We start from the raw sequence: 11,856 nt of genomic DNA on the forward strand, positions 1-11,856 counted from the left end.
CGGGGCGGCCCATTAGTATCGGCGGTCTGATGACTGCCACCCTCGTCGCCAAGAACCTCGCCGCCGGCCACGGCGACCGCTCCCTGTTCTCCGGGCTCGACCTCGTCGTCGCGCCCGGAGACGTCATCGGGCTGGTCGGAGCCAACGGCGCGGGCAAATCCACGCTGCTCAGGATGCTCGCCGGCCTCGCCGCGCCGGAGGAGGGAGAGCTCAGGCTGTCCCCGCCGACGGCGACCGTGGGCCACCTGCCGCAGGAGCCGGAGCGGCGGCCCGGCGAGACCGTACGGGACTTCCTCGCCCGCCGTACCGGTGTCGCCGAGGCCCAGCGGACCATGGACGGGGCGACCCAGGCCCTGGTCGACGGCGCACCCGGCGCCGACGACGCCTACGCGACCAGCCTGGAGCGCTGGCTGGACCTCGGCGGCGCCGACCTCGACGAGCGGGCCGAGGAGGTCGCCGACTCGCTCGGTCTGGCCGTCGACCTGGACCAGCCGATGACGTCGCTGTCGGGCGGCCAGGCGGCCCGGGCGGGCCTCGCCTCCCTCCTCCTGTCCCGCTACGACGTCTTCCTCCTCGACGAGCCGACCAACGACCTCGACCTCGACGGCCTGGAGCGCCTCGAACGCTTCGTGAGCGGCCTGCGCGCCGGCACCGTCGTCGTCAGCCACGACCGCGAGTTCCTCACCCGCACCGTCACCAAGGTCCTCGAACTCGACCTGGCCCAGCAGCAGATCACGCTCTACGGCGGCGGCTACGAGGCCTACCTGGAGGAGCGCGAGGTGGCCCGCCGGCACGCGCGCGGCGACTACGAGGAGTACGCCGACAAGAAGGCCGCCCTCCAGGAGCGGGCCCAGACCCAGCGCTCCTGGATGGACAAGGGCGTGAAGAACGCGCGCCGCAAGGCGGGCAACGACAACGACAAGATCGGCCGCAAGTTCCGCAGCGAGGCCAGCGAGAAGCAGGCCGCCAAGGCCCGCCAGACCCAGCGCATGATCGAACGCCTAGACGTCGTCGAGGAACCCCGCAAGGAGTGGGACCTGCGTATGGAGATCGCCTCGGCCCCCCGCTCGGGCGCGGTCGTGGCGACCCTGCGCGACGCCGAGGTCCGGCGCGGCGACTTCGTGCTGGGTCCCGTTGCGCTGCAGATCGACTGGGCGGACCGGATCGCGGTGACCGGAGCGAACGGCTCGGGCAAGTCCACGCTGCTGGGAGCCCTGCTGGGGCGCGTCCCGGTGGACGCGGGCTCGGCCACTCTCGGCTCCGGCGTCCTGGTAGGCGAGGTCGACCAGGCCCGCAAGCTGTTCCACGGCCCGGAAGCCCTGCTGGACGCCTTCGGCGCGGCCGTCCCGGACACCGAACCGGCCGACGTCCGCACCCTCCTGGCCAAGTTCGGCCTCAAGGCGGACCACGTCCTGCGCCCGGCCGCCACGCTCTCCCCGGGCGAACGCACCAGGGCCGCTCTCGCCCTTCTGCAGGGCCGGGGTGTCAACCTCCTGGTCCTCGACGAGCCGACCAACCACCTCGATCTGCCGGCCATCGAGCAGCTGGAGTCGGCCCTGGACGCCTACGAGGGCACGCTGCTGCTGGTGACCCACGACCGGCGGATGCTGGACGCGGTCCACGTCACCCGGCGCCTGGAGGTGGCGGACGGCAAGGTGACGGAGCGCTAACGCGAGGTCAGCCGCCGGGCCAGACCCGGATAGTCGACCACGCACCCGTCCTCGTCGAACTCCAGGTCACTGCGGAAGTCGCCGGAGGCGAAGCCCACCAGCCCCCGGCCGAGGTGGGTGTAGGTCTGCCGCGACGGCTCCACCGTCAGACCGGGGACGGACACCCACGCCATGAGCAACTCCCGCTCACCTGGCGTGCGATGCAGGCCGTGCCGCAGCACCGGCATGGTGTTGGTCAGCGGACACAGCCCGAGATCGCAGTCGAGGGCGCCGTCGATGTGGGGGATCCGCTCGCCGTTCGCGGTCCACCGTCCCTCGCCGTCGTGGCGCAGGTCGAGGAGATGGATGCCGTGCGTGGTGGCGGCCTCCACCAGCAGCCGGCGGGTGACGAAACCGTCGCCGGTGTCGAGGGCGTACGAGATCCAGTACGTCTCGGGCACGGTGCCGACCGCCCTGCCCCGCGCGCGCAGCCGCCGCTCGTCGAGGTCGACCCAGGCGGTCTCGTAGCCCCCGCTTCCGGACACGTCCCAGGTGATCACACGTGATGTCCGCACGACGTCACCTTACGGACGAATCGACCCGGATCCTCCGTGGCATACCGGAGGGTCCGGGCCGGTTCAGCTCAGCGCCGGCCCTTCTTCGGGTCGAGGAGCCCCGCCTTGCGCAGCGCGTCGGCCATCGCGCTGTTGGCGGGCGGCGCAGCCTGACGCGAGGCACCGCCACCGCCACCCCCGCCACCGCCGCCGCGGTTCTGCCGCTGCTGGGGCGGACGTCCGCCCCGCTGCCGGCGTTCGCCGCCGCCCGCGCCCGGCTGCCGCTCCTGCGGCGCGGCCTCGTCGTCGAGGCGGAGCGTCAGCGAGATCCGCTTGCGCGGGATGTCGACGTCCAGGACCTTCACCTTGACGATGTCGCCCGGCTTGACCACGTCCCGCGGGTCCTTGACGAACGTCTTCGACAGCGCGGATACGTGCGCCAGACCGTCCTGGTGCACACCGACGTCGATGAACGCCCCGAAGGCCGCCACGTTGGTGACCACACCCTCCAGGACCATCCCGGACGACAGGTCGGAGATCTTCTCGACGCCCTCCTTGAAGGTGGCCGTCTTGAAGGCGGGCCGCGGGTCGCGCCCCGGCTTCTCCAGCTCCTTGAGGATGTCCGTCACCGTCGGCAGACCGAACGTCTCGTCCACGAAGTCCTGCGGCCTCAGCGACCGCAGCACACCGGTGTTGCCGACGAGCGAGGCCACGTTCTGGCCCGCGGTCTTCACCATCCGCCGCACCACCGGATACGCCTCGGGGTGCACGCTGGAGGCGTCCAGCGGATCGTCGCCCTCGCGGATGCGCAGGAAGCCCGCGCACTGCTCGTACGCCTTGGGGCCCAGCCGGGCCACACCCTTGAGCTGGGTACGCGACTTGAAAGGTCCGTTGGCGTCCCGGTGCGCCACGATGTTCTCGGCGAGCCCGGAGGTGATGCCCGAGACCCGGGCGAGCAGCGGCGCCGAGGCGGTGTTGACGTCGACACCGACGCCGTTCACACAGTCCTCCACCACCGCGTCCAGCGAACGCGACAGCTTCACCTCGGACAGGTCGTGCTGGTACTGGCCGACACCGATCGACTTCGGGTCGATCTTCACCAGCTCGGCCAGCGGGTCCTGCAGCCGCCGCGCGATCGACACGGCGCCGCGCAGCGACACGTCCATGTCGGGCAGTTCCTGCGAGGCGAAGGCGGAGGCCGAGTACACCGACGCGCCGGCCTCCGACACCATCACCTTGGTGAGGTTCAGCTCCGGGTGCCTGGTGATCAGTTCACCGGCGAGCTTGTCGGTCTCCCTCGACGCCGTGCCGTTGCCGATCGCGACCAGCTCGACCGCGTGCTCCTTCGCGAGGCGGGCCAGCTTGGCGATCGCCTCGTCCCACTTGTTCGCCGGGACGTGCGGGTAGATCACGTCCGTCGCGACCACCTTGCCGGTCGCGTCGACCACGGCGACCTTGACGCCCGTGCGGAAACCGGGGTCCAGGCCCAGCGTCGCGCGGGTGCCGGCCGGAGCGGCGAGCAGCAGGTCACGGAGGTTCGCCGCGAAGACGTTCACCGCCTCGTCCTCGGCGGCGGTGCGCAGCCGCAGGCGCAGGTCGATGCCGAGGTGGACCAGCAGGCGGGTGCGCCAGGCCCAGCGGACCGTGTCCGTCAGCCACTTGTCGCCGGGACGGCCGCGGTCGGCGATCCGGAACCGGTTCGCCACGATCGCCTCGTACGAGGACGGCCCGGGCTGCTCGGAGGGCTCCTCCGGCTCCAGGACGAGGTCCAGGACCTCCTCCTTCTCGCCGCGCAGCATCGCCAGGACGCGGTGCGAGGGCAGCTCGGTGAACGGCTCGGCGAAGTCGAAGTAGTCGGCGAACTTGGCGCCCGCCTCCTCCTTGCCGTCCCGCACCTTGGCGGCCAGCCGCCCCCGCACCCACATGCGCTCGCGCAGCTCGCCGATCAGGTCGGCGTCCTCCGAGAACCGCTCGGTGAGGATCGCCCGGGCACCGTCGAGGGCCGCCTGCGCATCGACGACGCCCTTGTCGGCGTCGACGAACGCGGCGGCCGCGGCCGACGGTTCGACGGTGGGGTCCCCGAGCAGGCCCTCGGCGAGCGGCTCCAGACCCGCCTCACGGGCGATCTGGGCCTTGGTGCGCCGCTTGGGCTTGTACGGCAGGTAGATGTCCTCCAGGCGCGCCTTGGTCTCCGCGCCCCGGATCCGCGCCTCCAGCTCCTCGGTGAGCTTGCCCTGTTCGCGCACCGAGTCGAGGATCGCGGTCCGTCGCTCCTCCAGCTCCCGCAGATAGCGCAGCCGCTCCTCGATTGTGCGCAGCTGCGCGTCGTCGAGCATCTCGGTCGCTTCCTTGCGGTAGCGGGCGACGAAGGGCACCGTCGAACCGCCGTCGAGCAGTTCCACGGCAGCCCTGACCTGCCGCTCCCGTACGCCGAGCTCCTCGGCGATCCTGCCTTCGATGGACCCTACGAGGGGTGTCGTCACGATCCCGTACCGCCTTCTCCACTGGGGTTGCGCGGCAATTGTGGCAGGTGGCGCCGACAATCGGGGATCAGGGCGGCGCCCGGCGGGCCGGGCGGTCAGGCCCTGCGGCTGCGCGTCGAACTCGAGGCACCGCCGAACAGCCGGGCCAGCGCCCGGAACGGCAGGGTAACGACGGTGGCGATGGCCCCACCGATCTGGCGCAGTACGTCTGCGATCGCACGGAACACGTAGTTCTCCTTTCGCCTCCCGGCCACGATGACCGGAACAACCGGGTACCTCGTCGATCGCCGATCATGCCCACCTCTTGACGGCGGGAGGCTGCGCCGCATGGCAGAAAAGGTGGGGAACTCGTCGTTGCGGCCATTTCGAGGGCGGCGAAGAATCGACCGCATGCCGCAGCGAACCGTTCTCGTCGTCCTCTTCGACGGCGTCCAGAGCCTGGACGTCTCGGGCCCCGTCGAGGTCTTCGCCGGAGCCGAACAGCACACCCCCGGCACCTACCGTGTCCGCACCGCCTCCCTGGACGGCGGCCCGGTACGCACCTCCAGCGGTCTGACCCTCGTACCGGACACGTCCCTCGCGGACGCGCCCGGCCCGCACACCCTGCTCGTCCCGGGCGGCCAGGGCACCCGGGACCCGGATACCCGTCTGACGGACTGGGTGCGCGCACACGGCCCGCGCGCGCGGCGCCTCGTCTCCGTCTGCACCGGTGCGATCCTGCTCGCCGAGGCGGGCCTGCTGGACGGCCGCCGAGTCACCACCCACTGGGCGTACTGCGACAAGCTCGCGCGCGACCACCCCGCCGTCGAGGTGGACCCCGCACCCATCTTCGTGCGGGACGGGCAGGTCTCCACATCGGCGGGCGTCACCTCCGGCATCGACCTCGCCCTGGCGCTCGTGGAGGAGGACCTGGGCCGGCCGGCCGCACTCGCCGTCGCGCGTCACCTGGTCGTCTTCCTGCGCCGGCCGGGAAACCAGGACCAGTTCAGCGCCCAGCTGGCCGCCCAGACCGCCCGGCGCGAGCCGCTGCGGGACGTCCAGCAGTGGATCACCGAGCATCCCGCCGACGACCTGAGCGTCGAGTCCCTCGCCGCCCGCGCCCGTCTGTCGCCCCGTCACTTCGCCCGCGCCTTCCGCGCCGAGACCGGCATGACACCCGGCCGTTACGTGGACCGTGTCCGCCTCGAACACGCCCGCCGTCTTCTGGAGGACACCGGCGACGGAGTCGAGGAGATCTCCCGCTCCAGCGGCTACGGAACCCCCGAGGCCATGCGCCGCGCCTTCGTCAAGGCGCTCGGCGCCGCCCCGGCCGAGTACCGCCGCCGGTTCCGCCCCGTGCCCGTCCGCTGAAAGGAAACAGATGCAGATCGCCATCGTCCTGTTCGAACGCTTCACCGCCCTGGACGCCGTCGGCCCGTACGAGACCCTGGGCCGCCTTCCCGGCGCGGAGACCGTCTTCGTCGCCGAGCGGACCGGCCCCGTGCGCACCGACACCGGGAACCTCGCCCTCACCGCCGACCGGACGCTCGCCGAGGTGCCGAGCCCCGACATCGTGGTCGTGCCCGGCGGTCCCGGCCAGAGCCCGCAGATGGACAACGGCACCCTGCTGGACTGGCTGCGCACCGCCGACGCCACCAGTACCTGGACGACCTCCGTGTGCACAGGCTCCCTGCTGCTCGCCGCGGCGGGACTGCTGAGGGGACGGCGGGCGACCTCGCACTGGCTGGCGCTCGACTTCATGAAGCGGTTCGGGGCCGAGCCGACGGGGGAGCGGGTCGTCTTCGACGGCAAGTACGTCACCGCGGCCGGCGTCTCGTCCGGCATCGACATGGGCCTGACCCTGCTCGGAAGAATCGCGGGCGACGAACAGGCCCAGGCCGTCCAGCTGTTGACGGAGTACGACCCGCAGCCGCCCTACGACGCCGGATCCCCGCACAAGGCCCCGGCCCACCTCGTCGAGGAGTTCCGCAGGAAGAGCCGCTTCATCCTGACGTAGACACGTCCCAGGTGAAGCGCGGCTGCCTGCGCTCCAGGAAGGCGGCGACCCCCTCCGCGGTGTCGCCGCTGCCGCGCGCCTGCCCGGCCCAGTGGGCGTCCCGGTCATCGCGCCCGTTCGCGAACTCCTTCGCCGCGGCCTGTGTCAGCTGCGAGCGCGAGACCAGAACGCGAGTGAACTCGGTGACCCGCTTGGTGAGTTCGCCCGCGGCCGCCACCTCGTCGACCAGCCCCGTGCGCAACGCCCGCTCCGCGTCGATCAACTCGCCGGAGAACAGCAGGTACTTGGCGGTCGCCGGGCCCACCAGCGAGACCAGCCGCCGGGTGGAGGAAGCCGGATACACGATCCCGAGCTTCGCCGGAGTCACCCCGAACAGCGCGCCCTCCTCGGCGAACCGCAGATCGCAGGCCGCCGCGAGCTGTGAACCGCCGCCCACACAGTGACCGCGCACCGCCGCGAGCGTCGGCTTCGGAAAGGCCGCGAGTGCCTCCTCGGCCCGCACGGCGAGCCCCTGCGCCTCGTCCGGCGACCCCCGGAGCGTGGAGATGTCGGCCCCCGCGCAGAACGTGGCCCCCTCACCGGTCAGCACCAGCGCCCGGACGGCCGGATCGGCGGCCAGCGTGTCCAGCAGCGGCGGCAGCGCCCGCCACATCGCGGCCGTCATGGCGTTGCGCTTGGCCGGGTGGTGGACGACGACGGTGGCGACCGAGTCGGCGACGGTGTGCAGCAGCTGCGGCTCCATGCGCCGGATGCTATACGGCCCGGTCTCCTGGGCGATCAAGGCGGGTGCGGGTGAGGGTTACGACACCGGGGGTAAAGGGGACTAAGGGAAAAGGCGTGATCAAAGGGGATCAAGGAGGCGCTGATGGCCAGGTCCACCCGGCCGAGGACCGAGACGGAGAGACTGAGCCGCGGCTTCAGCTGGCTCGCCGTGCTCGGCGTGCTGCTCGTCCTGGCGGGACTGGTCGGACTGGTCTACGCCGGCGTGGCCACGCTGACCTCGATGCTGTTGTTCGGCTGGCTGCTGCTGATCGGCGGCGTCGTGGGTCTGCTGCACGCGATCCAGGCGCGCGGTTCCCACTTCTTCTGGCTCGGGGTGGTGGTCGCGGCCCTGAACATCGCGGCCGGCGTGGTCATCATCGCCCGGCCGGAGGCGGCCGCCGAGGCGCTGACCATGTTCGCCGCGCTGCTCTTCCTCACCGGTGGGGTCTTCCGGCTGGCCGGCAGCGTGGTGGTGCGCGGACCGCAGTTCGGCTGGACCCTGGTGCAGGGTGCCTTCGGCCTCCTGCTCGGCATCCTGGTGCTGGCGTCCTGGCCGAGCAGCAGCAAGTACGTGATCGGCACGTTCTTCGCCCTCGCCCTGCTCTTCGACGGGCTCGGACTGATCGCCACCGGCTACGGCGGGCGCCGCATTGTCGGTATGGTCTCCGAGCAGTTGACCGCCGAGGGCGCGGCCGGTGCCGGGCGGCGCGGTGAGCGGATCCGATCGGACGAGGCGGACGTCAAACCCGTACAACCCGAATAGTTCGCGAAGTCGGCGCGAGCGGGACATAAGCGGTCCCACATCTGACGGTGTCATACGCCAACGGTCAGGACCGCTCGATATCTGCTGACTTCTGTTCAGTTCTCCGGGGTGGAGCGGCTCGTTGCCAACACTCGGGTTGTGGTGACAATCGAGCGCAAGGGTGGCGACCGGACAATGGAAGACCATGGGCGCGGGTCCGCTCCACGCCCAGCAGGCGGCACGGACGAGCCGCTCGAGCCGCGGCCGCCGGATCCGTTGCCGTACGAGGGTGTGTGGCGGTTCACGGCTCCGGCGATCGAGGTGTCGGTCCCGCAGGCGCGGCACGCCGTACGGGACCTGCTGTACCGCCAGGGGGTGCCGGCCCCGGACGAACTCGTGCAGGGGCTGCTGCTGATCGTCTCCGAGCTGGTCACGAACGCCGTCCGGCACGCGGCACTGCTGTCGCCGACGCTCGCCGTCGAGATCGCCGTGGGCGCGGAGTGGGTGCGGGTGTCCGTGGAGGACAACCACCCCTACCGCCCGACCGCTCTGGAGGCCGATCACGGCCAGACCGGCGGGCGCGGACTGCTCCTGGTGCGCGAGATCACCCGGGAGGCGGGCGGGGTGTGCGACGTCGAGCACACGGCGAGCGGCGGCAAGGTGATCTGGGCCGCCCTGCCGCTCAAGCCCACGACCATGCCGTAGGGCGCCGCCCTACCAGCCTGCGGACCCGCCCGTCAGCTCCCGGACGGCGGGCCGGGCCGCGTCCAGCACGGTCATGAACCAGGAGGAGAAGGGGTCCTTCGCGTGCCGCTGGGCCAGTTCGGCGGGGGTCACGAAGGCCGTCGCGCCGACCTCCTCCGGGTCCGGCCCGAGCGAGGACTGCACCATCCCGACGAAGAGGTGGTTGTACTCCTGCTCGACCAGGCCCGAGTCCGGGTCCGGGTGGTTGTAGCGCACCGTGCCCGCCTCGGCGAGCAGCGACGGGGACACCCCGAGCTCCTCGTACGTCCGCCGGGCGGCCGCCGCGAACGGGGCCTCGCCGGGGTAGGGGTGGCCGCAGCAGGTGTTGGACCACACACCGGGCGAGTGGTACTTGCCCAGGGCCCGTTGCTGGATCAGCAGCCGGCCCTGCTCGTCGAAGAGGAACACCGAGAAGGCGCGGTGCAGCTGTCCCGGCGGCTGGTGGGCGGCGAGCTTCTCCGCGGTGCCGATCGTCACACCGTTCTCGTCGACCAGTTCCAGCAGAATCGCTTCCGAGGTGCCGTTCGACGAACTGTGCGTCGCGGTGGCAGGTGTGATCGGCATACCCATCCTTCGCATTGGTCTTCGCGCCCCAAGTGTGCCGTACGAATCAGGCACTCCCGGCAGTTGATCGTGCCCGGCGCGGCGGCCGGGGAACCGCCCGCGGCGGGGGCTGTGGGCATGAGGACGCGGCCTTGCACCGGACCGATGCGTTCCGCCGGAACCCGTGTTTCAGGACCCGTACTGGTGTGCCAGTGACAGGTCACCGGGGCGTCAGTGACACAACCGCGCCTCGTGCTCCGCGTGCCCGACCGGCTCCAGCTGGAAGGTGCAGTGTTCCACGTCGAAGTGGTCGCCGAGGCAGCCCTGGAGCTCGTGCAGCATCTTCTCGTGACCGATCGCGCTGAGGACGTCGGAGCGCACGACCACGTGCGCGGACAGCACCGGCATCCCGGAGGTGATCGTCCAGGCGTGCAGGTCGTGGATGTCCTCGACACCGTCCAGGGCCAGTATGTGGGCCCGCACCTGAGCGATGTCGACGTCCTTGGGTGCCGCCTCCAGCAGTACGTCGAGGGTCTCGCGCAACAGCTTCCAGGTGCGCGGCACGATCATCAGGCCGATGACGAGCGAGGCGATCGGGTCGGCGGCCTGCCAGCCGGTGGTCAGGATCACCACCGCGGAGATCAGCACCGCGACCGAACCGAGCGCGTCCGCGGCCACCTCCAGGAACGCCCCCCGCACGTTCAGGCTGTCCTTCTGGCCGTGCATCAGCAGGGACAGCGAGACCATGTTCGCGACCAGACCGATCGCGCCGAACACGATGGTCAGCCCGCCCTGGGTGCCGGCGGGCGTGACGAACCGCTGGATCGCCTCGTACAGGACGTACCCGCCGACCCCGAGCAGCAGCAGGCAGTTGGCGAGGGCGGCGAGGATCTCGGCGCGGGCGAGCCCGAAGGTACGCCGGTCGCTCGGCGGGAGGCTCGCGAAGTGGATGGCCAGGAGAGCCATGCCCAGGCCCAGCGCGTCGGTCGCCATGTGCGCCGCGTCGGCCACCAGCGCCAGCGAGTCGGCGACCACACCGCCGATGATCTCGACCACCATGACGCCGAGCGTGATGGACAGCGCGACCCGCAGCCGCCCGCGGTACGCCGCGGTCGCGGTGCCGCCGGACGCGCCGTGAGCGTGCCCGTGTCCGTGATCGTGCCCAGCCCCCATGAAGGCGCCTCCTGTGTTCGGTCCGGGATCACAGTGAACTACGGGCGGGGGGTAGCGGGCAACGCGGCACTGAACACCGTTGTCATGTGCCCTGACCTGCGCAAACGATACGCAGGTCAGAGCGTCGGTGATCCGTTTTCGGCCGCTTGGCGGGTCACCCGCCGTGGTGCAGCAGCCAGCCCTGCCACGCCGACTCGACCATCTCGCGCACCCCGCGCCGGGCCGTCCAGCCCAGCACCTCGGCGGCCCGCGCGGCCGAGGCGACGGCGCGCGGCGCGTCCCCGGGACGCCGGGCCTCGACGACGGGCGTCCGCCGGTCGCCGCTCACCTCGGCGATCACCGTGATCAGCTCGCGCACGGAAACGCCTTCACCGCGACCGATGTTGACCGTGAGATCACCGACTGCGGCGTGCTCGGCGTTCCCGCTCAGCCGCCGGGCCGCCGCGAGATGCGCCTCGGCGAGATCGGCGACATGGATGTAGTCACGGACGCACGTGCCGTCCGGCGTCGGGTAGTCGTCGCCGAAGATCCGCGGCGCCTCACCCCGGGTGAGCCGGTCGAAGACCATCGGGACGATGTTGAAGACGCCGGTGTCCGCCAGCTCCGGCGCGGCCGCCCCGGCGACGTTGAAGTAGCGCAGGCACACCGTGGAGATGCCGTGCGCCCGGCCCGCCGCCCGCACCAGCCACTCCCCGGCGAGCTTGGTCTCGCCGTACGGGTTCACGGGGGCGCACGCCGTCTCCTCCGTGATCAGGTCCACGTCGGGGTTGCCGTAGACGGCCGCCGAGGAGGAGAACACCAGGCGCCGGACCCCGGCCTCGGCGACCGCCTCCAGGAGCGTGACGAGACCGCCCACGTTCTCCCGGTAGTAGCGCGTCGGCTGGGCCACCGACTCGGCGACCTGCTTGCGGGCGGCGAGATGCACCACACCCGTCACCCCGTGCTCGGCGCACACCCGCTTCAGCAGGGCGGCGTCCAGCGACGAGCCCTGGACCAGCGGGACCCGCGCGGGCAGCCGGGCGGGCACTCCCGCCGACAGGTCGTCCAGCACGAGGACACGTTCTCCGGCGTCGGTCATGGCCCGCGCCACATGTGCCCCGATGTACCCGGCACCGCCGGTGATCAGCCACGTCATGGTCGCCCACCCTACGACGAGGCCCCACCGCCGCTCGCAATGTCCCGGATGCCCGGTCTGGGACCGCAGGTTTGT

12 protein-coding genes are annotated in these 11,856 nt (G+C 71.6%); 5 read left to right on the top strand and 7 right to left on the bottom strand.

Features of this window, described 5'->3' with window-relative positions; genetic code table 11:
- Positions 1-29: 29 nt before the first annotated feature.
- The gene (locus AQJ84_RS04000) at positions 30-1,670 is read left to right on the top strand and encodes an ABC-F family ATP-binding cassette domain-containing protein (protein WP_053193296.1); all 1,641 of its coding nucleotides are present in this window, start codon (positions 30-32) and stop codon (positions 1,668-1,670) included.
- Here the strand turns inward: AQJ84_RS04000 and AQJ84_RS04005 are convergent.
- The 3 genes from AQJ84_RS04005 to AQJ84_RS44670 form a co-directional block, all read right to left on the bottom strand.
- Complete coding sequence (locus AQJ84_RS04005) at positions 1,667-2,224, bottom strand: putative glycolipid-binding domain-containing protein (protein WP_030041985.1); 558 nt, start codon at positions 2,222-2,224, stop codon at positions 1,667-1,669. The genes AQJ84_RS04000 and AQJ84_RS04005 overlap by 4 nt on opposite strands.
- Positions 2,225-2,292: 68 nt before the next feature.
- Entirely contained in the window at positions 2,293-4,686 is a 2,394-nt protein-coding gene (locus tag AQJ84_RS04010; RefSeq protein ID WP_053193298.1) for a Tex family protein, read from the bottom strand.
- Positions 4,687-4,781: 95 nt separating this feature from the next.
- Positions 4,782-4,913 (bottom strand): LPFR motif small protein, encoded by a 132-nt coding sequence (locus AQJ84_RS44670; RefSeq protein ID WP_252100478.1) that lies wholly within the window; start codon positions 4,911-4,913, stop codon positions 4,782-4,784.
- A 163-nt stretch (positions 4,914-5,076) separates the two neighbouring features.
- On the opposite strand from AQJ84_RS44670, the gene AQJ84_RS04015 reads away from it, so the two are divergent.
- Together AQJ84_RS04015 and AQJ84_RS04020 are read left to right on the top strand one after the other, a co-directional pair.
- On the top strand, positions 5,077-6,036 hold the full coding sequence (locus tag AQJ84_RS04015; RefSeq protein ID WP_030041981.1) for a GlxA family transcriptional regulator: 960 nt from the start codon (positions 5,077-5,079) through the stop codon (positions 6,034-6,036).
- A gap of 10 nt (positions 6,037-6,046) precedes the next feature.
- Positions 6,047-6,682, top strand: a complete 636-nt coding sequence (locus AQJ84_RS04020; RefSeq protein ID WP_030041980.1) for a DJ-1/PfpI family protein — start codon at positions 6,047-6,049, stop codon at positions 6,680-6,682.
- Here the strand turns inward: AQJ84_RS04020 and AQJ84_RS04025 are convergent.
- Positions 6,669-7,424: an enoyl-CoA hydratase/isomerase family protein gene (locus tag AQJ84_RS04025; protein ID WP_053193300.1), complete on the bottom strand. Its 756-nt coding sequence runs from the start codon at positions 7,422-7,424 to the stop codon at positions 6,669-6,671. The genes AQJ84_RS04020 and AQJ84_RS04025 overlap by 14 nt on opposite strands.
- A 123-nt stretch (positions 7,425-7,547) precedes the next feature.
- Here AQJ84_RS04025 and AQJ84_RS04030 point away from each other — a divergent pair, with 123 nt between their 5' ends.
- The gene (locus AQJ84_RS04030) at positions 7,548-8,207 is read left to right on the top strand and encodes an HdeD family acid-resistance protein (RefSeq protein ID WP_030041978.1); all 660 of its coding nucleotides are present in this window, start codon (positions 7,548-7,550) and stop codon (positions 8,205-8,207) included.
- A gap of 174 nt (positions 8,208-8,381) precedes the next feature.
- Positions 8,382-8,891 (top strand): ATP-binding protein, encoded by a 510-nt coding sequence (locus AQJ84_RS04035; protein WP_059198795.1) that lies wholly within the window; start codon positions 8,382-8,384, stop codon positions 8,889-8,891.
- Between the two features lie 9 nt (positions 8,892-8,900).
- Here the strand turns inward: AQJ84_RS04035 and idi are convergent, their stop codons facing one another.
- From idi to galE, 3 genes are all read right to left on the bottom strand, one after another.
- Positions 8,901-9,494, bottom strand: a complete 594-nt coding sequence (idi, locus tag AQJ84_RS04040; protein WP_030041976.1) for an isopentenyl-diphosphate Delta-isomerase — start codon at positions 9,492-9,494, stop codon at positions 8,901-8,903.
- A 210-nt stretch (positions 9,495-9,704) separates the two neighbouring features.
- Entirely contained in the window at positions 9,705-10,646 is a 942-nt protein-coding gene (locus AQJ84_RS04045) for a cation diffusion facilitator family transporter (protein ID WP_030041975.1), read from the bottom strand.
- Between the two features lie 154 nt (positions 10,647-10,800).
- Positions 10,801-11,781 carry a UDP-glucose 4-epimerase GalE gene (gene galE / locus AQJ84_RS04050; RefSeq protein ID WP_030041974.1) on the bottom strand — a complete coding sequence of 327 codons (981 nt, stop codon included), beginning with the start codon at positions 11,779-11,781 and terminating at the stop codon, positions 10,801-10,803.
- Between the last annotated feature and the right edge of the window lie 75 nt (positions 11,782-11,856).

Source organism: Streptomyces resistomycificus (assembly GCF_001514265.1).
Lineage (GTDB): Bacteria > Actinomycetota > Actinomycetes > Streptomycetales > Streptomycetaceae > Streptomyces > Streptomyces resistomycificus.

Excerpts from the sequence above, each read along its gene's own strand:
- AQJ84_RS04030 (WP_030041978.1), top strand. The coding sequence starts at position 7,548 with ATGGCCAGGTCCACCCGGCCGAGGACCGAGACGGAGAGACTGAGCCGC.
- AQJ84_RS04000 (WP_053193296.1), top strand. The coding sequence starts at position 30 with ATGACTGCCACCCTCGTCGCCAAGAACCTCGCCGCCGGCCACGGCGAC.
- AQJ84_RS04035 (WP_059198795.1), top strand. The coding sequence starts at position 8,382 with ATGGAAGACCATGGGCGCGGGTCCGCTCCACGCCCAGCAGGCGGCACG.
- AQJ84_RS04020 (WP_030041980.1), top strand. The coding sequence starts at position 6,047 with ATGCAGATCGCCATCGTCCTGTTCGAACGCTTCACCGCCCTGGACGCC.
- AQJ84_RS04025 (WP_053193300.1), bottom strand. The coding sequence starts at position 7,424 with ATGGAGCCGCAGCTGCTGCACACCGTCGCCGACTCGGTCGCCACCGTC.
- galE (WP_030041974.1), bottom strand. The coding sequence starts at position 11,781 with ATGACGTGGCTGATCACCGGCGGTGCCGGGTACATCGGGGCACATGTG.
- AQJ84_RS04015 (WP_030041981.1), top strand. The coding sequence starts at position 5,077 with ATGCCGCAGCGAACCGTTCTCGTCGTCCTCTTCGACGGCGTCCAGAGC.
- idi (WP_030041976.1), bottom strand. The coding sequence starts at position 9,494 with ATGCCGATCACACCTGCCACCGCGACGCACAGTTCGTCGAACGGCACC.
- AQJ84_RS04045 (WP_030041975.1), bottom strand. The coding sequence starts at position 10,646 with ATGGGGGCTGGGCACGATCACGGACACGGGCACGCTCACGGCGCGTCC.